Below are 25,065 nucleotides of genomic sequence, written 5' to 3'. Positions count from 1 at the left end.
CCATGTCTTCGATTTCTCGCCGCGCCTTCCTCCATCACAGCTCCCTTTGCCTCGCAGGTTTCGGGGGTGGCAGACTTTTCGCAGCCGATGCTGCGGCTGCCCCCTTGCTGCGTGCCGGCTTGATGACAGATCTGCATTACGCCGACAAGGAACCGACGAAAACGAGATTCTACCGCGAGGCGCTGGCGAAGCTGGATGAGGCCGTGGAAGTGATGAACCGCGAAAAACCGGCATTGGTGATCGAGTTGGGTGATTTCATCGATCAGGCGGATTCGGTGGAGCGTGAGATCGAATGGCTGAAGACGATGGAGTCGCACTTCGCCCGGCTCACGATGCCGAGGCATTATGTACTGGGAAACCACTGCGTGGGCACCTTGACGAAGCAGGAGTTTGCGGCTCACACGAAGTCGGCGGGAGGGCATGCGGCCTTCGAGGAGAACGGTGTAACGTTTTTGATTCTCGATGCCTGTTTCCGTGAGGATGGCACGCCGTATGAACGGAAGAACTTCAACTGGCAGGATGCCAACCTTCCCAATGCGGAGCTGGCATGGCTGGAGGCTTCGCTGACCAAGGCAGGCGGTCCGGTGATTGTATTCGCCCATCAACGGCTCGACATGGACAAAGCGCATGCCGTGCGCAACGCCGCCGAGGTGCGTGCGCTGATGGAGAAGTCGGGCAAAGTACTCGCTGTGTTCCAGGGCCACTCGCACAAGAACGACTATCAGCAGATCGCCGGCATCCACTACACCACGCTGGTCGCGATGGTGGAAGGCAGCGGTTTGGAAAAAAACGGCTACTCGATGCTCGACATCATGGCTGATGGATCGCTGCGCTTGAATGGCTTCCGCAGGCAGGTAAACCGCACTTTGAACCACGCATGAAACTACTTCTTTTTTCTCTGACACTCGCAAGCTCCGCTCTGGCGGTGGAGCCCGGATTTGAGTCTCTCTTCGACGGTAAATCACTCGATGGCTGGAAGCATGGTGGCAACTGGGAGGTCGTGAACGGTGAGATCGCTCGGGTGAAGAAGGGCGGGCCGCTGACCTATGAAAAGGCGAAGGTGCCAGATGATTTTGAGCTGCGCTTTGACTGGAAGGTGGCGAAAGGCTGCAACAGCGGTGTTTATTACCGGCCGGGTCAGTATGAGTATCAGCTGCTGGACAATGCCAACAGCCCCTATGGCGAAAATCCGCGGCAAAGCGCGGGCTCACTGTTCTTCTGCATGGCCCCGACCAAGGATGTGGTGCGGCCGTTTGAGCAGTGGAACGAGGCGCGTGTCATCTGCAAGGGCAGCGTTATCCAGCATTGGTTGAACGGAGAGAAAGTGGTCGATTTCGACTATGCTGATCCGCGCTGGAAAGACGCCGTCAAACTGGTGAGCTATCGCGGCACCGACCTGACCAAACGTGGCGGCAATCTCTGGCTGCAGGATCATGGTGCCGATGTGTGGTTCAAGAATCTTCGCTGGCGTGCGATTCCACCTGATGAGCCGCTGGTGAGTGAGAACCTAAAGCCCATGCCCGTGCCGAAAGCTGCATTGAAAAAAGAAGAGGCGCGCATCCAGGAACTGCTGAATCCCAAACCCAAGCCCGCAAAAAAATCTGCATGGCGGCACCAGGAGTTAAAACGCTTCAAGGCTGAAGAAGCACATCAGGGGGTGGCGATTGATGACACCCGCCTTTATGCGATCACGAACTCGGCCATCGGCAAGTATCGCAAAGACAACGGCGAACGTGTAGGCGGCTGGAAGGAGGCACAGGATGGACACATCAAGCATCTGAACGCAGGGCTCGTGCTTGATGGAAAGCTCTACTGCGCCCATTCGAACTACCCCGCTATTCCGATGACGAGCTCCGTGGAGATTTGGGATCCACAGACGATGCAGCATTTGGAGTCCATTGACCTGACGGACGCCAACGGCTCGCTGACCTGGGTGGACCGTCGCGATGGAGTTTGGTACGCCTGCTTTGCGCAGTATGCGAAGACTGGTGATCCTGCGAAGACTCGGATCGTGATGTTTGATGCTCAGTGGAAGAAGCTCGGAGAACTGAAATTTCCGAGCGAAGTGGTGGCTAAGTTTGGCAAGAACAGCAGTTCTGGCGGCAGCTTTGGTCCTGCCGGGCATCTCTTCATCACCGGCCATGATGCGCAGGAGCTGTATGTGCTCGATCTCCCGGTCAAGGGTGACGTGTTGCTCTGGCAGGGCGCGATACCGATCAGTGCTCACGGCCAGGCCTTTGCTTGGGATCGCGGTGAAGCCGGAGTGCTGTATTCGATCGACCGGAAGACCTCTGAGGTGATTGTCTCAAGGATTTCGAAGTCCTGATTTCACCGCCAATCGTAGCCTGATTTCACCGCCAATCGTAGGATGGGTTTTCCCGACAAACTCTCATCCACACGATCATGAAACAAAAAGCATCCGCTCAATGGCAGGGGTCCCTCAAAGAAGGAACCGGCACTCTCAGCACCGGCTCTGGTGCGCTCACTGACAAACCCTACTCCTTCAAGACTCGATTCGAAGGCGAGCAGGGGACGAATCCTGAGGAGCTCATTGGTGCGGCCCATGCGGGCTGCTTCTCGATGGCTTTCTCCATGATTCTGGGCGGTGCCGGATTTACCCCCGACAAGATCGATACCAGTGCCACCATTACGCTGGAGCCGAAAGACGGTGGCTTCGCTATCACGGCCAGTCATCTCGATGTGACCGCTGTCATCGCTGGCATCGACGATGCTACTTTCCAAGACCTCGCGGGCAAGGCTAAGGCGGGGTGTCCCGTCTCGAAGCTGCTGAATGCGACGATCACGATGGACGCGAAGCTGGCGTGACCCAGGCTGTGCATGAAGAAGATTTGCCAAGTCCGGTGTCTTTGTGACACCGGACTTGGTCAGCTTTGCTGCAAGACGGCTTTCGTGCCCGGTTCCCAAGTCAGCCCCCAGTCACGGATGGACTTCATGACGGGCCGGAGGGAATTGCCTTTCTCAGTGAGTTCGTAGGCCATGCGCTTGCCGCCGTCAGAGGCGGGGATCTGGCGCACAATGCCGGCTTCGAGCAGACGTTCGAGGCGGTCGCTGAGGATGTTGGTGGGGATGCCTTCGGGGGAGCTGACGAAGTCTTTGAAGCGGCTGCGGCCCAGCATGAGATCGCGGATGACGAGCAGCGTCCAGCGGTCGCCAAACAGGTCGAGTGCACAGGACACAGGGCAGGGGGAGCGGCGTGAGGATGGCGGTGGCGCCTTGATCGGGCGTTTGGATGCTTTGGCCTTGGGCATGGGGGACTATGATTCTAAACACTTGCGTTTCAAAAGTAAAAAACTTGCATAATGCAAGTAATGCACAATTTTGCCCGCATGAGCACCAGCACTGATCCTCAACTCGCCCCGCCGGGCGCCGGTCTGCCCACCATTGAACTCTGGGTTGCCCGGATGATGTTCGCGCGGACATGCCGTCGGGGCAGCCGCGAAGCCTTTGTGGCCAAGTTCAAGGAAGAACGTGCGGCGATCCGTGCGCTGGTGGATTCCTGTCCAGCGGAGCAGCGGGGCGAGCAAGTGCTCATCAAGCGTTTGCGCGGTCTGGAGGACAGCAGCCGCAACTGGTCTGTGTGGATGACGCTGGAGCATCTGCGCATCATTCACATCGGTCTCATCCGGGTCATCAACGCACTCACTCATGGAAAGGTGCCGCCTGGCAAGGCAAGCACTGCGGCAGTCAAGCCGAGCGCCGCAGTGACAGCGGATGTCGAGGAGGGCTATGAGCGTTCCTGTGACAGCGTTATTGCCGCTATCACCGAGGCGCAGGATTTAAAGACTCAGCAGCGCTTTGAGCATCCGTGGTTCGGCTCGCTGGATGCTTTCGGCTGGGCGGCGATGGCGGGCACACATATGGGAGTTCATCGCGCGCAGATTCAAAGCATCCTGCTAGGATTGGGCCGATGAAGCAGCCACTGTCGCTCACCACAGATCCCATTCCGCAGCTCATCTGGCGCATCGCGCTGCCCATGAGTGTGGGCATGTTTTTCAACACGATGTTCAACGTGGTGGACACGCTGTGCGCGGGCTGGCTGGGGACGGAGTCGCTGGCGGCGCTTTCGCTGTCGTTTCCGTTGTACTTTGTTGTGTTTGCCATGGGCAGCGGCATCAGCCAGGGCGCCACGGCTCTGCTGGCGAATGCGCTGGGCGCGGGGCACGTGGCGGAGGCACGCAGGGTGTTTGCGCAGTCGCTGGTGTTTGCCACCACGGCGGGTGTCCTGCTCTCCATCGTGGGCTGGCTGGTGGCCCCGGGGTTGTTTCGGCTGCTCGGTGCCGAGGGCAGTTATTTGAGCACCGTGCTGGATTACATACACGTGATCCTCGCCGGCGGGGTGTTCTTTTTGCTGCCGATGATCCTGAACTCAGCGCTGTCTGCCCAGGGCACCACCTGGGTGTATCGAAATTTTCTCATCGTCGGCTTCGTGGCGAACATCGTGCTTAATCCAGTGCTGATGTGGGGGTGGACGGGGTTGCCCGCACTGGGTGTGGGCGGCATCGCGCTGGCCACGGTGCTTGTGCAGATGGGTGGCGGGCTTTTTCTGTGGTCGCATGTCAGCAGGGCGCACTATTGCCGCGATCTGCGGCGGGATGATTTCAAGCCTGATCTGCAGGTGCTGCGGCGGATTGCGGGACAGGCGATTCCGGCAGCGCTGAACATGCTCACCATCTCGCTGGGTGTATTCGTCATCACATGGTTTGTGAAGCACTTCGGCAAGGAAGCCGTGGCGGCCACGGGCATTGCCACACGTGTGGAGCAGATTGTGCTCATGCCGACCATTGGCCTGAATTCCGCGGTGCTGAGCATCGTGGGGCAGAATCACGGCGCTGGACTCCCTCTCCGAGTGCGCGAGGCCTGGGTGACGAATGTGAAAATCGGCGCGGGGTTGATGCTGCTCGGCGGCCTGCTCGTGTGGCTCTTGCGTGATCCTGCCATGAAGATGTTCAGCCAGGATCCGATCGTGATCGGGCATGGCCGGAACTACTTGCTCAGCTCATCGCTGACTCTTGCGGCTTACCCCATTCTGTTTGTCACCGTCTTTGCCATGCAGGGCATCAAACAGCCGGCCTATGGTCTGTGGATGGGCATCTACCGGCAGCTCGCCGCACCCGTGGTGGTGTTTCACACCCTGGCCTTCACGCTTGGTTGGGGGCTGTGGGGCGTGTGGTGGGGCATCTGCATCGTCACCTGGAGCGCCGCCCTTTTCGCGCTCGGCTGGGGATGGCGGAAGTTTTGAAGCATTTCTGTCGCTGGAGATGAGCAGCGCCTGATTGACAAATTCGCGGCACCGGCGACGCATCCGTCATGTCCGCCAAACCTGATCCCGCCACGCTGCCTTGCAGTCCACTCGATGAAACCGCCGGGTTGAAGTATTTCCCGCGCATGCTGGGCAAGATTCGTCTGCATGCCGCTGGCAAGCTGTGGGAGGATTTGCATGCGAATCTGGGCAAAGGCAGTGACGGCAGCTGCGTCGGATTCCTTCACGTCAATTATGACGATCTCAAAGCCCGCGTGCTGGAGGGTGGGACGGACGAGGAGATTTTGCACTGGTGCCAGGTGCACGGCCGCCCGCTGAATGACACCGACAAGCTCGTCTGGAACTACTACATCCTGAAACTCGGCATCAATGATCACATCACTGACATATTGGCAAAACGAAAAGCCGATGGCGGCCTCGGTGATCGTGATGACATCCAGACCATCACGAAATATATTGATGTGGATGAGGGAAGGCTGCCCTGAATGAGTGAAGAGATTTCACCGCCTTCGGTTTCATTCTGGCAAAGTGTGAGGCAGTCACTGCGTGGTGAGGAGCATGATTACACCGCGCTGCCGTTGAACCGTGCGGTCATCCTGCTCGCGGTGCCCATGGTACTGGAGATGGTCATGGAGTCGCTGTTCGCCGTGGCGGATGTTTTCTGGGTTTCTCATCTCGGAAAGGAGGCCGTGGCCGTCGTGGGCCTCACGGAGTCGGTCATGACGCTCATTTATGCGGTGGCGATTGGCATCTCGATTGCCGCCACGGCGATTATATCGCGCCGCATAGGTGAAAAGGAGACAGAGCTCGCAGCACAAGCGGCGGGACAGATCGTGCTTTTAGGTGTGCTGATAGCGACGGGACTGGGCATCGTGCTCGGGTATTTCGCCCCGGATATTCTGCGGCTGATGGGTGCGGGTGAAGAGATAGTGACGCTGGGCTCCGGTTTTGCGCGCATGATGCTGGGTGGCAACGCCACGGTGTTTTTGATCTTCCTCATCAACGCCATTTTTCGTGGTGCGGGGGATGCCGTGATCGCCATGCGAACTTTGTGGCTGGCGAATGTGCTGAACATCGTGCTGGGGCCATGCTTCATTTTCGGCTGGTGGATTTTCCCCGAACTGGGTGTCACAGGTGCAGCAGTGGCGACGAACATTGGCCGTGGCATCGGAGTGCTGTATCAGCTCTGGCATCTCGCAGGGCACCACAGCCGCGTGAAAGTGCGCTGGCAGCATTTCAAACCGGAGAGGGAGGTGATCTCTGCGGTGCTGAGCAAGTCCGGCAGCGGCATCATTCAGCTTCTCATCAGCACCACAAGCTGGGTGGGGCTGTTCAAGATCCTCGCACTCTTCGGCAGTGCGGCGCTGGCGGGTTATACGATTGCGATTCGCATTGTGGTCTTTGCTCTGATGCCTGCATGGGGGCTGGCGAACGCCGGGGCTACTTTGGTGGGCCAAAACCTCGGCGCAAAGAAGCCGGAGCGCGCGGAGGCGGCGGTCAAGATCGCCATGAAATTCGACGTCATCGTTTTGAGCCTCGTGGGCATCTGCTTCGTACTGCTCGCACATCCGCTGATTCGTTTGTTCACCCAAGATCCTGAGGTGGTGGCCTACGGCACACAGGCATTGTGGGTCGTGAGCCTTGCTTTCCCGCTTTACGCGGCCGGCATGTGTTTTGAGGCCGCTTTCAACGGCTCCGGAGACACCTGGACGCCCGCGCGCTTGAATTTTCTCTGCCTGTGGCTCGGGCAGATTCCCATTGCATGGGGGCTGGCAAAATCATGCGGCTTTGGGCCTGTGGGCGCGTTCATCTCGGTCCCCATCTCCTACTCACTGCTCGCCATTTTTAGCGGGTTGCTTTTCAAACGTGGCCGGTGGAAAACACAGAAGGTTTGAATCCAGCCCTCTCTCGTCATCTCATGAAATTTCTCTTTCTCGGTCTGATCTCGATTGTTTGCGTGACTGCATCTGCCGCCGAACTCCAAAGCACCGGCGCAGGCATCGAAATTTCCGCCGGTAGCCTCGGCAGCTTCACGCTGACCTATCCTGAGTTTGATCCGGTGCACAAACAGATCGAGGTGAAAGCGGCCGTGACAAACGCGACGGTGCGCTATGAAGGCGGGGCGGAGTGTGCAGTTTCCATCAGCAAGGATGAGATCGACCTCTCATTTAAAGGTGTGCCTGCAGATGTGAAGTCATGGAAAATGTCCGTCCTTATTGACATCGGTTTCGCCAAGGGCGGCGAGTGGAAGATTGCAGACAAGGACGGCAAGTTTCCGGCGGAAAAGTCTTCGCCACCGCATTTAGCGAGCCTGAACAGCACGAGCTTCCTGCTGAAGAATGCGCAGGGTCAGAGTCTGAGCTTCACCACGCCGGATTATTCGTTTCAGCAGCTCACGGACAATCGCGAGTGGAACTGGGCGATCTACAACTGGTTTTTCATGGTGCCGTACAATAAGGACCAGCCAACGGCGAAAATTCGCATCACTTCAGATCTCGCTGCCGTCGCGAAGTTGATTGATCCCTTTGGTCAGAGCCTCAAAGATTCGTTCCCGAACAAGCTCAAAAGCCTGGAAGATCTGAAGGCTGATGTGGAGGCGGACAAGAGCTACTACTCAGGCATCGAAACGCCGAAGCTGGACCGTTTCGGCGGACAGCCCGGCAGTGGTGAGGCGCTGGGCCTGAAGAAGACCGGCTTCTTTCATGTGGAGCAGAAGCAGGGCAAATCGTGGCTGGTCGATCCTGATGGAAACGCATTCTTCCACCTCGGCATCTGCGGCTTCGCACCGAGTGATGACTACACCTACGTTACAGGTCGCGAAGGCATCTACGAGTGGCTGCCAAAGGCGGAGGGCGAGTTTGCCAGTGCCTTCCGGTCCGGGGATGGGCATGCACATTTCTCCTTCTATCTCGCGAACGTGATCCGCAAGTTCGGCGCTCCCTACGACTATGAAACGCATGCTGCACGGATGATCGAGCGGGTGCGCAAGTGGGGCTTCAACTCCATCGGCGCGTTCAGTCCCACGCCCGAGAAAGCGCATGTGAAAGCCGATTTCCCTTATGTGACCAGCCTGCCGATCAATGCCTGGGAAGGCGTGCCGCGCATCCCCGGCGTGCATGAGGTGTGGGATCCGTATGATGCTGCGACCGCACAAAAGATCGCAGAAAATCTCGCGCGTGAGCTGCCTGCGCGTGCGAATGATCCGCTGCTCATCGGCTATTTCATCGTGAATGAGCCGCGCTACGATGAAATCTCACGCGTCGTTCCCTCTCTCACCGGCAAACAAGCCTGCAAGCGGCGCTTGGTGGCGGTGCTGAAGGACAAGTACCATTCCATCAATGTCTTTAACACCGCATGGCAGCTCAAAGCGGCTTCCTTTGATGAGTTGATCGACGTGGGGCTCGCGGTGACCACGGACGCGGCCAAAGCCGACATGAAAGATTACGTGGGCGCGTTCATGGAAACCTACTTCGCGCAGGTCGAAAAAGTGTTCCGTCAGCACGACACCAATCACATGCTTCTGGGCAGTCGTCTGCAACCGGTGACGATGAATGATGAACATCTCTGCCGCATCATGGGCAGGCATCTCGATGTGGTGTCCTACAACTATTACACCTTTGGGGTGGATACGGCGGCGCTGAAGCGCTTCCACGAATGGACCGGCAACAAGCCGATGATGCTCAGCGAGTTCTTCTGGGCTTCGCCTAAGGACAGCGGGCTGGTGGGCGGGCGTGAAGTCAGCAGCCAGCAGGAGCGGGGGCTGGCCTATCGCAACTATGTCGAGCAGAGCGCCTCCCTGGGGTTTGTCATTGGCATTGAGTGGTTCACCCTCATTGATCAGGCCACGACGGGGCGCTGGTTCAGCAAGTACAATGGAGAGAGCTACAACACCGGCCTCGTCAGCGTGGCAGATCGTCCTTGGAAGGACATGCTGGCCGAGATGATGAAGACCAACCACACCATCTATGATCTCCTTCTGGGCAAGCGCCCGCCGTTCGCCTGGGATGATCCCCGTTTCCGCGTCGAGGCAAAGTAAGGCGGCTAGATCAAGGATGGTCATCCAGGTGCCAAGGATGCTCATCTGGTGCGAGTTGTGACTTGTGCTGGTGAAATGCAAGTCTCTTGGCTAAGATGTGGTTTATGCCATCCAAATCCAAAATCGTTCAGCTCGTGGCCAGCGGTGACCTGCGCCTTTCTGCCAATCAAACCTGCTGGGCGGCCCAGGCAGCCATGGAAGAGTCGCTGGGCGCTGCACTGAAGGCGGAGGGCTGGGAGGTCAAGCGTGCGCATGCGCTGGACACATCCAAGAAGCACGGTTTCATCGACTCGCAGCGGATGGGCATTGAGGTGTTTCGCGGCATCGATCCCGAGGCACCGCTGATCGTGGCGGAGGCAGTATGGCAGTATTCGCATCATGTGCTGGCGGGTTTGACCACACATCGCGGCCCGATTTTGACGGTGGCAAACTGGAGCGGCCAGTGGCCCGGGCTGGTGGGCATGCTGAATCTGAATGGCTCGCTTACGAAAGCCGGTGTGAAATACTCCACGCTCTGGAGCGAGGACTTCACCGACTCTTTTTTCAAGACCAAGCTCAAGCAGTGGCTCAAGACCGGCAGCATCACCCATGACCTCAGCCACGTGCAGAAGCTGGAAAAGGTAAAGGTGCCGGCCAAAGCGGCGGCCCTTGGCAAGGAGCTGGCTGCTACTTTGCGCGCAGACAAGGCCATCATGGGCATCTTTGATGAAGGCTGCATGGGCATGTTCAATGCCATCATTCCCGACCACGCACTGCATGCCTGTGGCGTGTTCAAGGAGCGCCTCAGCCAGTCGGCGCTGTACCATGAAACGATGCAGGTCAGCGATTCGGATGCTCTGGCCATCCACACCTGGGTGGTGAAGCACGGCATGACCTTCCAGCTTGGCGACAATCACGTCACGCAGCTCACGCGCGATCAGGTGCGGCTGCAGTGCAAGATGTACGCTGCTGCGCTGAGGATCGCGGATGACTTCGGCTGCGACGCCATCGGCATCCAGTATCAGCAGGGCCTGAAGGATCTGCTGCCGGCGAGTGACCTCGTCGAAGGCATGCTGAACAATTCGGACCGTCCGCCGGTGAAATCGCGTGATCGCAAACGCACCCTGCTGGAAGGCCAGCCGCTGCTGCATTTCAATGAGGTGGACGAATGCGCCGGACTCGACGGCATGCTCACGCAGCGGGTGCATCGCGCGCTGCAGCAGCCGGTTGAAACGACCCTGCACGATGTGCGGTGGGGAGAAAAGTACGAGAAGGACTACGTCTGGGTCTTCCTCATCAGTGGCGCTGCACCTCCAGCACATTTTGCTGAAGGCTGGAAGAGCGCCGAAGGCTTCCGCCAGCCCGCGATGTACTTCCCGAGCGGCGGCTCCACACTGCGTGGTATTTCCAAGCCGGGTGAGATTGTCTGGTCGCGCATCTACGTGCAGGATGAAGCGCTGCACATGGACATCGGCCGCGGTTGTGTGGTCGATCTTCCGCGTGAAGAAACCGAGCGCCGCTGGCAGCTCACCACGCCGCAGTGGCCGATCATGAGCGCGGTGACCTATGGCGTGAGCCGCGACCAGCTCATGGCCAAGCATCAGGCCAACCACGTCCAGGTCGCTTATGCCAATGACGCGAAGGCAGCCGACGACTGCATGTTTGCCAAGGCGGCGATGGCCCGCGCCCTGGGCATGCAGGTGAATGTGTGCGGCACGCTGTCGCGTTGATTGTTTTTCCCAACCATGAAGCTCCTCCACCCCCTCCTGCTTGCCTGCTTCTGCAGCCACGCTTTTGCCGCCGACGGCCTCACGCCGCTCAAGTACAACAATCCCGGCCTCGTGGTCGATCTCGGTGTGGGTTTGTGGGCGTGGCCGCTGCCGATGGACTTTGATGGCGATGGCGATCTCGACCTCGTCGTGAACTGCCCCGACAAGCCCTACAACGGTGTTTATTTCTTCGAGAACGCCAGCGGCGACACGTCGAAAAACAAGATGCCGGTTTTCAAAGCAGCCAAACGCATCAGCGCGGGGAAGTCGAATGTGCAGGTGAGCTACGTGGACGGTCAGCCACGGGTGCTTTCGCCCGGCAAAGAGTATCCCGACTTCCTCAAAACCGGTCTGGAGCATGAGCAGAAGCTGCCCGTCGACGCAAAGGTCCATCCCAACAAAATCCGCGCCGACATGTGGCGCATGGTGGATTTCGATGGTGACGGCAACAACGATCTCATCGTCGGTGTCGGCGACTGGACCGAGTACGGCTGGGACAACGCCTACAATGAGAACGGCCGCTGGATGAACGGCCCGATCCGCGGCTACGTGTATGTGCTGCGCAACACTGGCACGAATGACAAACCGGCCTATGACAAGCCCAAGAAAGTCATGGCCACTGACCGCCCGGTGGAAACCTTTGGCTGGCCTTCGCCGAACTTTGCAGACTTCGATGGCGATGGCGATCTCGACCTGCTCTGCGGCGAGTTTCTCGACGGCTTCACCTATTTTCAAAACACCGGCACGCGCACCAAGCCGAAGTATGAACTCAGCGTCCGCCTGAAGGCCGATACGGGCCGCTATCTCACGATGGATCTCGAAATGATCACGCCAACCGCAATCGACTGGGACAAGGATGGTGACCTTGATCTCATCTGTGGCGACGAAGACGGTCGCGTGGCCTTCATCGAAAACACCGGCAAATTTGAAAACAAAGCGCCTGTCTATGCCGAGCCCTGCTACTTCCAGCAAGAGGCGGATCAGGTGAAGTTTGGCGCGCTCGTCACGCCAGTCGGCTTTGACTGGGATGGCGATGGCGACATGGACCTCATCTGCGGCAACACGGCGGGCTACGTCGGCTTCATTGAAAACCTCAGCGGCAAAGGTGTGGAGCAGCCGAAGTGGGCCGCGCCTGTGCGCCTCGAAGCCGCAGGCAAAGTCATCCGTCCGATGGCCGGTGGCAATGGCAGCATTCAAGGTCCCTGCGAGGCCAAATGGGGCTACACCACGCAGACCGTGGCGGATTGGGATGGCGATGGCCTGCCCGATCTTTTGCTGAACTCCATCCTCGGCAAAGTCGTCTGGTACAAAAATATAGGCACACGCCAAAAGCCGCAGCTTGCCGCAGCGCAGCCGGTGGAGGTCGAATGGAATGGGCCGCAGCCTACGCTCGCCTACGGTTGGCTGCGTCCGGAGGGCAAGGCGCTGCTCACCCAGTGGCGCACCACACCTGTCGCTGTCGATTGGAACAAGGACGGACTCACCGATCTCATCATGCTCGATCAGGAAGGTTATCTCGCGTTTTTTGAGCGGGCGAAGCAGAAAGGCAAACTCATCCTCAAGCACCCGCAGCGTGTTCTCTGCGCCGCGCCGGAAGCGCAAGCACCTGCGGCAGCGGACAAGGCGGTCAAAGTGAAAACACCTGTCGCCATGAAACCCGGTGAACCGCTGCGTCTCAACGCTGGTATTGCGGGTAAAAGCGGCAGGCGCAAGATCTGCATCATGGACTGGGACAAGGACGGCAAGCTCGACATCCTGCTCAACTCCGCCAATGCCAACTTCATCCGCCAGACCTCCAGCAGCGACGGCAAATGGTTCTTCGCTGACATGGGCCTTCTCATTGATGCCAACATCGAAGGTCACGACGTCAGCCCTACCACGGTGGATTTCAACGCCGACGGCCTGCCGGATTTCGTCGGCGGCGCGGAGGACGGGCATCTCTATTACCTGCAGAATCCGCAGGCAAAATAGCTCGTTGCGCCCACAGACCGCACTTTCCACGTGCTCTGTGCTGAGTAGTGAGAGGCATGACCTGGATTGAAATCCTCTCCCTCAGCGCCGCAGGCTGCACTGCCGGTGCGATCAACGCCATTGCGGGTGGAGGCACACTACTGACGTTTCCGGTGCTGCTCATGTGCGGCACGCCGCCCGTGCTGGCAAATGCCACGAGCACCGTCGGTCTGGTCATCGGCACTGCTGGCAGCATCGTGGGTTTTCGCGGGCGTTTGAAGGCGATCCGCACGCTGCTGTGGAGCTTTGTTCCCATCTGTCTCATCGGTGCGGCCATCGGTAGCTGGTTGCTGACACAGACCAGCGATGATCAGTTTTCGAAGCTCATTCCCTTCCTCGTGCTGTTTGCCACCGTGCTGTTTTTCCTTCAGGGATTTCTGCGCAAGTCGGCCACGGAGGGGAAGGCGAAAGCTCTGTGGTTTTCCATCGCGCTGCAGCTGCCGGTGGCGATCTACGGCGCGTTTTTCGGCGCAGGCATCGGCATCCTGATGCTCGCTTCTTTCGGTTTCATGGGGATGACGAACATCCACGAGATGAACGCGCTGAAGAACATTCTCGGATCGCTGATCAACGTCATTGCGGCCGTGTGGTTCATTGCAGTCGGCATGGTCAATTGGCCGCAGGCGCTGGCCCTCACAGCGGGTGCGTTGATCGGCTACTACCTCGGCGCACACTTCTCCCAGCGCATCTCACCGCAGAGAGTGAGGCATCTCATTACCGCCATAGGTTTAATTATTTCGGTGCTCATGTTCTGGAAACAGTTTGGATGACAAGCGCGAGTTTGATGTTGAATGCGTATAGTAGAATATATGAAAACCACCATCCTGATGACTTATGCTTTGTGTCTTGCCACACCCGGCTGCTCCCTCGTTACCGTGCCGGTTAAGACGGCCGGGAAAATTGTAACCACAACCGTTTCCACGACCGGCAAGGTCGTCACTGCACCCTTCGATGCAGTGGGCAGGGACAAAGCTGCCAAAAAAGAAAAAGCTGCCGAAGAAGAGCAGGAGGCCGAGTCGGAGCGATAGGGCGGACAAGGCGAGCAAGGTCAAAATAGGAACCCTCAAAACGGTTTGGCACCAATCAATTCAAGCCAGCTCACAGCGCCTTGATGCCGCCAGGTGAGGGTTATCACAAACTGTGTTGATTTGCCCCAGGGGAGCAATGTTTCAAGGAGTTTGCTCAAGGCTTCATGCCGAGGAATGAAAGCATGACCTTGGGCATGATCAGTCTCGATTTTGAAACATTCGTATTCCGCATATCGCGGCGCCTCACTTCCAAAGTAATGCATGCGGGAGAGCATGGCGATCAGAGTGAAATTTCCGGCCTGTGGCGTGATCAGAATATTGGATAAGTCATCTCCACGAGCTTCACCAAGGAGCCAGTGGTTGATGGCTTCGCGAAATGGGTCCGGCATGCGAAGCTTGAAGTCTTCCGGGATGACCGGCTTCATGAACATTTCCTCCACGGTCTTGCCGGTCTGCGGCAGGTGGTGCCTGCGGAAGATGGTGGGAGACGCCAGCCATAACTCCTCCTTCTCCCGGTCCCAGAAAATGATGAAACGCTCGTTTTGAATCGACAAGGGGGCAAAGGTGGTGACACCCGCGGTCCCATCATTCAGCCTGTCTTTGAGGGTGTAGCTGCGCATGCTTGAAAGGCCGTCCTTTCCTCGCATGGGCTTGGAATCGACACTGACAGTGTAACGCGAGTTCAGCTGAAGCGAGCGTCCGGCGGTGCTGAGGAATCGAGGATCCTCCTCCACAAACTGTGGAATGCGGGTCGCGGGTTTCAGCCTCTCCAGCTCGATTTGTTTCTCCAGCATGGTGATTTGCTCGCTCAAGGACTTCATCTGCGGATGGTTTGGTCCGAGTGTCTGGCGGAGTTCGGACATTTGCCGCTGACAAAGGAGCAGATCCTCCCCCAGCCTGTTCGCCCAGGCCGACATAAGGGCCTTGGATTTGGCAGGCGGCTGAGCAGAAGCCGTACTTTTGCCGGGGGACTGGCCGCTGAAATACCACGCCAAACTGCCTGCCACGCCTAACAAAAGCAGCGTCATCAGGATGACGAGCACCACCGCACAGCCTATGCGCTGACGTTTGAACAGAGAACGAATCAACCAGATGAGACCGACCACCACCAAGGCCAGCACCAGGATTTGCAGGCCAAAGATACGGGCGCTGACTCCGAATTGTTCCTGAGGAGTGACGGCCGCAGAAAGTGTGCTCGTATTGGCAGGCATTTCAAGTGTCAGCGGCTGGCCCAGCAGACGACAAATGACAATAGCACTGTCTGTATTTGTTTTTGCAGAGACGAGGCTGGTCGTGAGAAGTTCGTTCTGGAGTTGTGTGTAATTGCAGTTGAGTTCCTTTGTGTTTTCAGAGTCACCAATCTGTGTGTGAATTCGAACAAGCTCGTCTTTGAGGCGGGTGATTTCGATCCGTGCCTTCACTTCATAGTCTTGAGAGGCCTGGTTCCACCGCATGCGGCTGGACTGAGTGACATTGGCATATTCGATGCGCACTTCGCTCGCTTCCAGAGCACTCACTCTCCATTGGACGTAAAAGGAAGATGCAGTCCCGCTGTGCTCACTCATGATGAACACCCGGCTTGAAGCGTTGGCCGTTTTGATGTGCGAAGCATCCTGACGCAGGAAAAACAGCACCGCTAGAATTCCTGCAATCAACAAGCCCAGTACCATGCCGAGGGCACCCCGCCTTTTTTGAGGCTGCGGCGAAGCTGTGGGCGCTTTTTCCACCTCTATTTTTCCGGGCATGGGTGTCACCGCTCCGACGAGCTGCGTGCGGAACTCTGCCGCCGTGGCAAAGCGCAGCTCCGGTTTTGTTTCCAAGGCCCGCAGCACGATCTCATCCAGCCGCACGTCGATCTGCACGTGTTTTGAAGGCGGTTCGAGTTTGTCTTGCGGCAGCTCTCCTGTCAGCAGCTCGTAGAGAATCACACCGAGTGAATAGATGTCTGCACGATGATCCACATGGCTCGTTTCACTGCGCTGCTCCGGTGCTGCATATGCCGGTGTGCCGAACGGCTGTGACAAAGACTCGCCGCCATTCTCCGCTGTTGTGCCGATCATCTTGGCGATCCCAAAGTCAGCGATCTTCACGCGTCCTGTTTTGTCGAGCAGCAGGTTTTCCGGTTTGATGTCGCGATGCACGATGCCGTGTTCATGCGCATACTGCAGCGCCTCGCACACCGGGGGCACGATGGCCAGCGCCTGCTCCGGCGTGAACCTGCCTGCCTGCATGGCCTGACGCAGGTTGACTCCGTCGATGTACTCCATCAGCAGGAAGAAGTAGCCGCCGGCCTGGCCGAAGTCGTGAATTGTGACAATGTGCGGATGATTCAGTGCGGCCAGTGCCTGCGCCTCCTTTTCAAAACGTGCGGCGAACTTCGCGTCATTCGAGCGCTCAGGTGCCAGAAGCTTGAGAGCGACGAGGCGGTTCAGTGTTTTCTGCCGGGCCTTGTAAACCACACCCATGCCACCACGACCAAGACACTTGATGATTTCCAGCTGTGGAAAATGAGGGGCCAGTTCCTCCGGAGTCAGCGGTGCCTGGGGTGAAAGAGGAAGGGCATCCGGCGGCAGCGTTTCCGTAGCGAAATTCAATGCGGCAAGGCAGCGCGGACACAGGCCCTGCGGGGCATCGGCCGGCAGTGCGCCGCCGCATTTGGGGCATGGAGTGGGTTCGGTGCTCATCGCTTCCATGAGTAGTTCAGGGAGTTTGCAGCCGTGTTACAAGCGAATTCCCATCAAACGCTGCTCAGCACCGCGACCACGTGCTGCAGCTCCATGTCCACATCCTCCCCTTCTGCCAGAGTGGCGGCGATGCTGGCTCGGAACAGCTCACGGAAACGCTTGCGCAGCCGGTGTACAGTCACGCGTGCCGCACCCTCACTGCAACCCATTTGGGCTGCCAGTTCCGGGTAGGAGATGCTGCCGCGATCAAGTGTGAGGCAATGCTTCAGCGCCTGAAAATCTCCCGCCTTGGATGATGCGGCAAATTCGGCCTCCAGGGTGGCCAAGGTCTGCTCCAGGAGCGTCATCGCCCAACGCCGCTCAAACATCGCATCCGGTGCCAGATCAGGCTCGCTCGCAAAGCGACGCTCGGCATCCTTTGCATCCAGCGGCACATGCGTGATGTGCCCACCACGTTTCTGTGAGGAGCTTTTGTGCCATTCGTTGATGAGAAAGCGCTTCATCGCCACGAGCAGAAAGGTGCGAAAGCGGCCGTGCTCCGGCCCGGCGGCACGCAGCCAGTCCTTTTCCACCAGTCGCGCGAAAAATTCCTGCGTGAGATCCTGGGCATCGTGTGGGGTGTGACCATCGCGCCGCACATACGCATACAACGGATACCAATAGGCCCGGCACAGCGTCTCCATGGCCTGCTGGGAATCCTGGTGCTTCGCCGCCAGCACGACGGACCAGCGAGTGGTCGCAAACAGTGGGGAAGGAGCAGGGCTGGCTGGCATGTTGGCGGCGTTTCTTCAGGAAACGCGACCCCATGTTACATGCAAATCACACCAGCTGCCATGGGCTGCGCATCGGGCGTGTCAGCATGGCCGAAGCTTCTTCATCTCCGAGAATCTGCTCTTTCGCCGGATCCCAGCGCAGCTTGGTGCGGTTCAGCCGCAGGGCGATGTTCGCCAGATGCGCGATGGTGATGCTGCGGTGCGCATACTCAATCGGAGCGGCGGGTTTCACGCCGTTCTGGATGGCGTCGATGAAGTTGCGGAAGTGATCCTTGCTCTCGTAGAGACGGACATCGCTTTCGGCCAGCGGCTTGCGCAGCGAGTCGGGCTTGATCTCCAGCTTGCCCCGGGTGCAGAGAACACTGCCGTTTTCGCCTTCAAAGGAAATGCCGGAGCCGAAGTCCTGCTTGTCAGCCACGCGCACCGTGGTGCCGTCTTCGTAGCGATAGGCGAAGGAGAAAGTCGGTGGTGTGGTATAGAGACTGCCTGCAGCGGGCCAGGTGGCCTTCAGGTCGAAGAACTCGACCGGGCCGCTCTCATCCTGCCCCAGCGCCCATTGCACGATGTCGAGGTGATGCGCGCCGAAGTCGGTGATGTTGCCGCCGGAGTAGTCGAAGAACCAGCGCCAGTTCGAGTGCAGTCGTGCCGGACAAAAGGGGGCATCAGGCGCTGGGCCGAGCCAGAAATCGTAGTTCAATCCTTCCGGCACCGGCGCAGGCGCGGTGAGTGCTGCGCTGCCGTTGTTATCACGGTTGTCACTCGCCAGTCCGACACGGATTTGTGTCAGTTTGCCTATCCTGCCGTTGCGCACGTATTCACAGGCCATGCGGAAATGGATGTCACTGCGCTGCTGGCTGCCGGTCTGCCACACGACTTTGCTGTCACGCACCACATCGCTCATAAAACGGCCCTGCCCTACGGTCAGGCTCAGCGGCTTCTCGCAGTAGATGTTTTTTCCCGCCCGCGCCGCTGCCACCGCCATCAGCGCATGCCAGTGATCCGGCGTGGCGATCTGAACGGCATCGACATCCTTGCGCGCGAGCACCTCGCGAAAATCCTCATGCGTGCCGCAGCCCTGAGTGCCGTAAGTTTGGTCCACCAAACGTCGCGCCGGTTCGCGGCCCAGTGTTCCCGCCTTTTTGATGATGCCCTTGTTGTAGCGGTCGGATTCGCGCTCCACATCACACACCGCGATGACCTGCACTCGCTCATCCTGCAGGAAATTTTTCACCACATCCGTACCGCGACCACCGCAGCCGATCAACGCAAGGGTCGTGCGGTTGGACGGAGCGACCGCACCATTTTTCCCCAAGGCGGATGCCGGGATCAGCGTGGGAAAGCCCAGTGCCGTGGTTGCTGCGGAGCACTCCTGAAGGAATCGGCGGCGGGAGAATTGGGTTGAGGCTTTCATGGCTTTGAATATCAACGCGTTGGCTAAAGCGGTTCTTCAGGCAAGCGCCAAGGATTGAGCTCATGCGTAATCGGTTGAACAGTCGTAGTAATTAGACTGTTGACTAATAGAACAGTTGCATGACACGTTGGCAAAACTGGTTGACGATCAGCGGCTAAAAATACTAGCATCCATTCGTTAATCCTGACACCCCTCCGCCATGAAACTTCACATCCTCGCCAGTCTGTGCCTCCTTGCTGTTGTTCCGGTGCTTTCTGCCCATGAATTTACCGACCTCCAAGGTCGCAAACTCGACGCGGAGATTTTGGCAGCTTCCGGGGGACAGGTCATGCTCAAACGAACGGCCGATGGCCGCACCTTCAATGTGGCTGCCAACAGCTTCATTCCCGCAGATCAAAAAGTCATCTCCGACTGGGCGGACGCCAACACGAAGTACAGCTTTGACGTGACCTACACCAAGAAAAAGCTCAATCAGACCCGCACGAAGCGGGGGGCCGTGACTCACGAAGAGGAGACCTGGATCTACAAAATCAATATCAGGAATCGCCAGCCCACGGCGGTCGGTGACCTGCGTGTCGATTATTGGTGCTTCCGCCGGGAAGACTCCGGCAAGGGCAAAGGCGCGGCTCGCATCGAAACTTCCGGCAGCAGCAAAGTCGCCATGATCGCCGGCTCCGGTACGGCGACCGTGGACACCGCAGAAGTCATCCTGCATAAAGAAGAACTCGCGGGCGGCTATTACTGGGCCAATGGCGACAGCGCCATCCAGTCGGATGGCATGGGTGGGCTTGCAGTGCGTATCTTTGATAAAAACGGACGTGAAGTTACGAAGTGGGCCACCAAGGATGACCTTTTGGTGGCTGCCGTGGGCAAGCCGCAGGCAAACGGTTCAAGGTCCCAGTCCAACGCAAGTCCGAAATAGTTCACGGCCCAGCCTTGAATTTACGCGTTTCGCACGCTGATATGCAGCGCCGGGTGTTTTCACCCGGCGCTTTGTTTTGGACCCCGTCAAGCGCGCCACCAAACCTCGCGCCGTGAAGAAGGCTGCGAACCGCCAACCACCACCTCCCTCCGGGCGTGCGCGGGGGGATGCGCTCGGTCTGGTGGATCTGACTCTTGCCGCTGCCGAATTTCAGCGAAAACTCAAGCAAACAGACTTGGTGCTCGACCACGTCACGCCGCAGGCCTTTGGCTTTGCGGCGGCGCTCATGGTTCGGCACGCGGAGAAGGCCCTGCCAGGGCGTCGCGTTTGGATCTTGTGCGCGGACGTGAAGACGCAGGATCACGTGCATGCTGAGCTCGGTGTATGGCAGTGTCCCGCATTGTATTTCCCGCGTCTTGGACAGGTGGTGAACGATGCCTTGATTGACCCCGAACTGCTGGCGGAGCGCGCGGGGGTGCTTGGCCGCATGATGGAAGGAGACGCGCCGGTCATGGTCCTGTGCGCGGAAAGTTTGGACGAGCCCGCTCCTGCCCTGGCCGAAATCTCCAGCCAGCGCCGCACACTCAGCATCGGAGCCAAGCTGGATGTGGAGGATCTGTTGCGTGATCTGAGCGAGGCAGGCTACGAGCGTGTGCCTGTCGTCACCGAGCGCGGTCAGTTCGCCCGTCGCGGCGGCATCGTGGACTTCTTCTCCTGGCAGGCGGAAGAGCCGTTGCGACTGGAGTTTTTCGATGACGAGATCGAATCGATTCGCGCTTTCGACCTGCACAATCAGTCATCCATCAAGCGGCTTGAGAGCGTGGGCGTCATTCTGCAGATGAATGACAATGCGGAGGAAGCCTCTCGGGTGCGGGAGCACCTGCACAAGGACGACTTCGTCGTCACCATCGACTGCGAGGGCGAGGCACACGCACGCATCCTCAGTGGTGCGGCGCCTGTCGAGGGCATGGAGGATTACTCAGCGGCGATTCATGAGAACCCGCTGGGGGTCTTTGATGCGTCCGACTTTGTTTTGCATGAAGCACGGCGTGAGCACTTCGCCCGTCAGATTCGCGAATGGCATGGTGACGGCTGGCGCACCGTCATTTTTTTCCACAACGAGGCCGAGCGTGAACGCTTCGCGGAACTTCAAAGCGGCCTTCCTGCCTCGCTCGAAACAAAGCTGGGTTTGTTGTATCGCGGCTTCACCGTGCCGGCGGCCAAACTGGCGGTGCTGACCGGGGCGGAAATTTTTGGCCGTCATCAAAACATCCGCCGCGTGCGCGGCTCGAAGCTTGATGAAGCCGAGGTGCTGCGCAAGGCGCGCGACGTGATGCGCGACCTGCGTGAGGGCGACATCGTCGTGCATGCCGAGCACGGCGTGGCCCGCTTTGGCGGCGTCGAGGTGCGTGATTCCGGCAAGCGCGAGGAGGTGCTCGTGCTGCATTACGCCGAAGGTGCCAAGCTCTTTGTGCCCGTGGCTCACACGCACTTGGTCACACGCTACGTGGGTGTCGGCGGCAAAGCACCCGCCTTGAGCAAACTCAGCGAAGCGCGTTGGCAGAAGACGCGCAAAAGCGCTGAGAAAAGCGTCGAGGACTTCGCCGTGCGCATGCTCAGCGTGGCGGCAGAACGGCAGACGCTGAAGGCGTATTCGCACCAGCCGGATACGAAGTGGCAGGTCGAGTTCGAGGAATCATTTTTGTATCGTGAAACCCCGGACCAGCTCCGCAGCGTGGAGGAGATCAAACGCGACATGGAGGCTGAAAAACCCATGGATCGGCTGCTCTGTGCCGACGTCGGCTTCGGTAAAACGGAGGTCGCCATTCGTGCGGCATTCAAAGCGGTCATGGGCGGCCGCCAGGTGGCGATCCTCGTGCCCACCACGGTGCTGGCACGCCAGCATTGGGAGAATATTCGCCAGCGCATGAGCGAGTTTCCCGTGTCCGTCGAAATGCTCTGCCGCCTCACGCCGCCGAACCGCGAACGTGAAATTTTGCGTGGCATCACTGAGGGCACGGTGGACATCGTTGTCGGTACGCACCGCGTCATTTCCAAAGACGTCCGCTTCAAAAACCTCGGCCTCGCCGTAATCGATGAGGAGCAGCGCTTCGGTGTGAAGCACAAAGAGAAATTCAAAGACCTCTTCCGCCTCGTCGATGTGCTGACACTCAGCGCCACGCCAATTCCACGCACGCTCTACCTGGCGCTCATGGGAATGCGTGACATGAGCACCATCGAGACACCGCCGCCGAACAAGCAGGCCGTGCAGACGATGATCTGCCCCTACGACGAGCGCACAATCAAGCAGGCCGTCGAGGCGGAGATCGAGCGTGGCGGACAGGTCTTCTTCCTGCACAACCGCGTGATGACCATCGAAAAAGTCGCGCAGCGCATTCGCGATTTATGCCCGAAGGCCCGCGTGATCATCGGCCATGGCCAGATGGACAGCGAGCTGCTGGAGGATGTGATGCACACCTTTGTCGATGGCGGGGCGGATGTGCTGGTTTGCACCACCATCATCGAAAGCGGCGTCGATATTCCCAATGCCAACACCATCATCATTGATCGTGCCGACCGATTCGGCCTCGCGGATTTGTACCAGCTTCGCGGGCGTGTCGGTCGTGGCGGGGTGCAGGCCCATGCCTACCTGCTCCTGCCGCAGGACGCCGTCACAGCCGGCGATGCGCGCAAGCGTGTGAACGCCATCAAGCAGTATGCCGGCCTCGGCAGCGGCTTCAAAATCGCGCTGCGGGATCTGGAGATTCGCGGCGCGGGCAATCTGCTCGGCACCGAGCAAAGCGGGCACATCGCCGCCGTCGGTTTTGATCTCTACTGCCAGATGCTCAAGCAAAGCGTCGCCCGCATGCAGGGCCGCCGCGTGGCACGCCCGGTCGAAGTCGGGCTGCGTTCAGACTTCCTTGTCATGAACGAGGCCATGATGGTGCAGGCGGAAAAACACGCCACACCGGCCTTCCTGCCTTCCACCTTCATCGAAGACCTCAAGCTGCGCATCACCGCCTACCGCCAGGTTGGCGAGATCATGACCCGCAAGGAGCTTGAGGAACTGGAAGCCCAGTGGCGTGACCAGTTTGGTGAAAAGCTCCCCCATGCCGTGCAGAACCTGCTCACCTGCGCCGCCATCCGCCTCGCTGCGGCACACGTTGGCATCAGCGATGTCGAAATCAAAGACCGCAAACTCATGCTCACGCGCAATGGCAAGTTCGTCATGATCCAGGGCAAATTCCCGCGCCTCAGTTCGCGAGAAGGTCACAAGCAGCTCGCTGAGACGCTGGAGATGCTGCGGACGCTGTGATCAGACGTGGCTCGACAGCTCCGCGTCGAAAAGCTTTTGCCCAGTAACGTCCCCAAGCTCATAACACTGCTTGAGCCGTCCCGGAAAAAACGGCGAAGGGCGTGAGTGGTTCGTGGTGATGATGGTGAGTTTTTTGCCGTGAAGGCGGGCCAGTTCAATGCGGTCGTTCAGAATCTGGCGGTTCATCGATGCATGCGTCGCGGCGATGGTGGCCATCAGACGGGACAGAGGCATCACCGGTGGTTTTCCTTGTGGCTGGTCGATGCGGTGAATGATGATGTGATCAATGCCGTCATCCGTGAACCAAGGATCAATGGGCGACTCATGCGCGACACCGCCGTCGGTGCACATGCGGTTTTCAAACTCAAGCGGCGTGAAGAGCATCGGCACGCAGGAGCTGGCCGCCATCGCCGTGGCCAGCGGCCCGCTGCGAACGAAAAGGGTTTCTTGTTTTGACAGATCGCTCAAGGCGATCAGCAATCGGGGGTTCGACAGAGATTCGATGGTCCGCTTGCCGACGACCGATTCGAAATGAGAGATGGCTCCCCGGGGGTCGAACAAGCCGGGATGAGGACAAAAGAAGCTGCTTATGAGCTGGTGCCAGAGCCACTTGGTGCGCATGGCAAATGACAGATGGAGGCGAGGACTGAGCACCGCCTGCCGGATGACTTCCTGCTCCAGTCCTGAGGCGTAAAGACCTGCGGTGATGGCCCCTGCTGAAGAGCCGGAGACAGCGACCGGACGCACCCCCAGCGCATGCAGACGCGCCAGGAAGCCTGCATGAGTGGCATAACCCATGAACGATGCTCCGAGGGCGATGGCAATGCGCGGTGGTGAACTCATGCGCACTGCGCCTCCGGCGCGATGATGGCGGAATGCTTGGCGCGCAGGAATATCACGCCTCCCACGATGCCCCAGAACAGATTGAAGATCCAGCCTGCCAGAGAGGCCGAAACGCCCACAGCCTCCGGCACATTCGCCAGACCTGCCAGCAGGGCCTCGAAAGTGCGCTCACGCACACCGAGCCCTGAGATGGAAACCGGCAGTGAGGCCGCTGCATCGACGATAGGCATGGCCGTGAGCACATCCAGCACAGGTGCCGCGCCGCCGACCGCGCGCAGGCCGCAGTAAAAGCTCATGAAAAAAGCCGCATGCATGCCTGTGGAAACGACTGCGGCCGAAAGAGTGCGCTGCCAGAGCCGGGCAGCCACTTCATGAATCCGTGAGAGGCGTTCGATGAGTCCGGCCAGCTTGGGATTGCCCATGGTGCGGGGAAACGCGCGCCGTCCCCAGGCCAGCAGGCTGGGTTTGAAGGAAAACCAGCTGATCACCAGGCATACCAGCGCTCCGCCGACATACATGGCATAACCCGTGATCAGCATGCGCAGGTCATGGCCGATTTCATTCCAGTGAGAGGCCCGCGTCAGCATGCAGACCGCGAACAAGACGGCCACGGAGATAAGACCTGTGAGATGATCCAGCACGAGCGACACACTGACCGGCATCGTCTGTCCGGGCAGACGCCGGGAAAGTGACATGATCTTGTAGGTGTCGCCCCCCACCACGCCGACGGAACTGATGTTGAAGAAAGCGCTGACGATTTCCGTGGAGAGCACGACATGGAACGGCAGATCCGGCACCTGACCGCGCAGAATGATGTGCCAGCGCAGGGCTGCCAGAAACAGCGAGAGAAACGCAAAGGAGATCCCGGCCAGCGCCCAGGGCCAGTTCGTTACCAGGGCGCGGAGGCGCGGAAAAATGTCAGCGATGAGATCATGCTCCCGAAACAGCAGCGCAAGCAGCACTCCGCTGATGAGCAGACGCAGGGAGATGGAGATGAGGCGTTTCAAAACGCA

Annotated in this window: 20 protein-coding genes; 14 read left to right on the top strand and 6 right to left on the bottom strand. The window is 58.8% G+C overall.

Features of this window, described 5'->3' with window-relative positions; translation table 11 throughout:
- The first annotated feature begins 2 nt into the window (after positions 1–2).
- From AC24GY_RS13095 to AC24GY_RS13085, 3 genes are all read left to right on the top strand, one after another.
- Positions 3–881, top strand: a complete 879-nt coding sequence (locus tag AC24GY_RS13095) for a metallophosphoesterase (RefSeq protein ID WP_487683525.1) — start codon at positions 3–5, stop codon at positions 879–881.
- Positions 878–2,326 (top strand): 3-keto-disaccharide hydrolase, encoded by a 1,449-nt coding sequence (locus AC24GY_RS13090; protein WP_487683522.1) that lies wholly within the window; start codon positions 878–880, stop codon positions 2,324–2,326. The genes AC24GY_RS13095 and AC24GY_RS13090 overlap by 4 nt, the downstream gene beginning before the upstream one ends.
- 77 nt (positions 2,327–2,403) lie before the next feature.
- Positions 2,404–2,826 (top strand): OsmC family protein, encoded by a 423-nt coding sequence (locus AC24GY_RS13085; protein ID WP_422321558.1) that lies wholly within the window; start codon positions 2,404–2,406, stop codon positions 2,824–2,826.
- A 59-nt stretch (positions 2,827–2,885) separates the two neighbouring features.
- Here the strand turns inward: AC24GY_RS13085 and AC24GY_RS13080 are convergent, their stop codons facing one another.
- On the bottom strand, positions 2,886–3,269 hold the full coding sequence (locus AC24GY_RS13080) for a winged helix-turn-helix transcriptional regulator (protein ID WP_422321559.1): 384 nt from the start codon (positions 3,267–3,269) through the stop codon (positions 2,886–2,888).
- A 78-nt stretch (positions 3,270–3,347) separates the two neighbouring features.
- Between AC24GY_RS13080 and AC24GY_RS13075 the strand changes: the two genes are divergently transcribed.
- The 9 genes from AC24GY_RS13075 to AC24GY_RS13035 all read left to right on the top strand — a co-directional run bounded on the left by AC24GY_RS13075 (position 3,348) and on the right by AC24GY_RS13035 (position 14,103).
- Positions 3,348–3,932 carry a DinB family protein gene (locus AC24GY_RS13075; RefSeq protein WP_487683518.1) on the top strand — a complete coding sequence of 195 codons (585 nt, stop codon included), beginning with the start codon at positions 3,348–3,350 and terminating at the stop codon, positions 3,930–3,932.
- Positions 3,929–5,260 carry an MATE family efflux transporter gene (locus AC24GY_RS13070; RefSeq protein ID WP_487683515.1) on the top strand — a complete coding sequence of 444 codons (1,332 nt, stop codon included), beginning with the start codon at positions 3,929–3,931 and terminating at the stop codon, positions 5,258–5,260. Before AC24GY_RS13075 ends, AC24GY_RS13070 begins: the two co-directional genes overlap by 4 nt.
- 68 nt (positions 5,261–5,328) lie before the next feature.
- Positions 5,329–5,766, top strand: a complete 438-nt coding sequence (locus tag AC24GY_RS13065; protein ID WP_487683512.1) for a DUF5069 domain-containing protein — start codon at positions 5,329–5,331, stop codon at positions 5,764–5,766.
- Positions 5,767–7,176 carry an MATE family efflux transporter gene (locus tag AC24GY_RS13060; RefSeq protein WP_487683509.1) on the top strand — a complete coding sequence of 470 codons (1,410 nt, stop codon included), beginning with the start codon at positions 5,767–5,769 and terminating at the stop codon, positions 7,174–7,176.
- A 23-nt stretch (positions 7,177–7,199) separates the two neighbouring features.
- Positions 7,200–9,317, top strand: a complete 2,118-nt coding sequence (locus tag AC24GY_RS13055) for a hypothetical protein (RefSeq protein WP_487683506.1) — start codon at positions 7,200–7,202, stop codon at positions 9,315–9,317.
- 104 nt (positions 9,318–9,421) lie between these two features.
- Positions 9,422–11,026 (top strand): fucose isomerase, encoded by a 1,605-nt coding sequence (locus tag AC24GY_RS13050; RefSeq protein ID WP_487683503.1) that lies wholly within the window; start codon positions 9,422–9,424, stop codon positions 11,024–11,026.
- A gap of 15 nt (positions 11,027–11,041) precedes the next feature.
- Complete coding sequence (locus AC24GY_RS13045; protein WP_487683500.1) at positions 11,042–13,036, top strand: FG-GAP repeat domain-containing protein; 1,995 nt, start codon at positions 11,042–11,044, stop codon at positions 13,034–13,036.
- A 56-nt stretch (positions 13,037–13,092) separates the two neighbouring features.
- On the top strand, positions 13,093–13,845 hold the full coding sequence (locus tag AC24GY_RS13040) for a sulfite exporter TauE/SafE family protein (protein ID WP_422319355.1): 753 nt from the start codon (positions 13,093–13,095) through the stop codon (positions 13,843–13,845).
- Positions 13,846–13,884: 39 nt separating this feature from the next.
- Positions 13,885–14,103, top strand: a complete 219-nt coding sequence (locus AC24GY_RS13035) for a hypothetical protein (protein WP_487683497.1) — start codon at positions 13,885–13,887, stop codon at positions 14,101–14,103.
- 35 nt (positions 14,104–14,138) lie between these two features.
- Here the strand turns inward: AC24GY_RS13035 and AC24GY_RS13030 are convergent, their stop codons facing one another.
- From AC24GY_RS13030 to AC24GY_RS13020, 3 genes are read right to left on the bottom strand one after another with little or no spacing between them, the layout of a single operon-like run.
- Entirely contained in the window at positions 14,139–16,787 is a 2,649-nt protein-coding gene (locus tag AC24GY_RS13030; protein WP_487683494.1) for a serine/threonine-protein kinase, read from the bottom strand.
- A 53-nt stretch (positions 16,788–16,840) separates the two neighbouring features.
- On the bottom strand, positions 16,841–17,560 hold the full coding sequence (locus AC24GY_RS13025) for an RNA polymerase sigma factor (RefSeq protein WP_487683491.1): 720 nt from the start codon (positions 17,558–17,560) through the stop codon (positions 16,841–16,843).
- A 46-nt stretch (positions 17,561–17,606) separates the two neighbouring features.
- The gene (locus tag AC24GY_RS13020) at positions 17,607–18,971 is read right to left on the bottom strand and encodes a Gfo/Idh/MocA family protein (protein WP_487683488.1); all 1,365 of its coding nucleotides are present in this window, start codon (positions 18,969–18,971) and stop codon (positions 17,607–17,609) included.
- Between the two features lie 199 nt (positions 18,972–19,170).
- On the opposite strand from AC24GY_RS13020, the gene AC24GY_RS13015 reads away from it, so the two are divergent.
- Both AC24GY_RS13015 and mfd read left to right on the top strand, forming a co-directional pair.
- Positions 19,171–19,893 (top strand): hypothetical protein, encoded by a 723-nt coding sequence (locus tag AC24GY_RS13015; RefSeq protein WP_487683485.1) that lies wholly within the window; start codon positions 19,171–19,173, stop codon positions 19,891–19,893.
- 76 nt (positions 19,894–19,969) lie between these two features.
- Positions 19,970–23,209, top strand: coding sequence for a transcription-repair coupling factor (gene mfd / locus AC24GY_RS13010; RefSeq protein WP_487683482.1), 3,240 nt, complete (start codon positions 19,970–19,972; stop codon positions 23,207–23,209).
- On the opposite strand, the gene AC24GY_RS13005 is transcribed toward mfd, so the two are convergent.
- Positions 23,210–24,052: a patatin-like phospholipase family protein gene (locus tag AC24GY_RS13005; protein WP_487683479.1), complete on the bottom strand. Its 843-nt coding sequence runs from the start codon at positions 24,050–24,052 to the stop codon at positions 23,210–23,212. It lies immediately after the preceding gene.
- Positions 24,049–25,059, bottom strand: a complete 1,011-nt coding sequence (locus AC24GY_RS13000; RefSeq protein WP_487683476.1) for a lysylphosphatidylglycerol synthase transmembrane domain-containing protein — start codon at positions 25,057–25,059, stop codon at positions 24,049–24,051. Before AC24GY_RS13000 ends, AC24GY_RS13005 begins: the two co-directional genes overlap by 4 nt.
- Positions 25,060–25,065: the final 6 nt, after the last annotated feature.

The sequence above is a fragment of the Prosthecobacter sp. Pr1 genome (assembly GCF_057652315.1).
The sequence above is the reverse complement of the archived record's forward strand: the minus strand, read 5'-3'. Positions and strand labels throughout refer to the sequence as shown.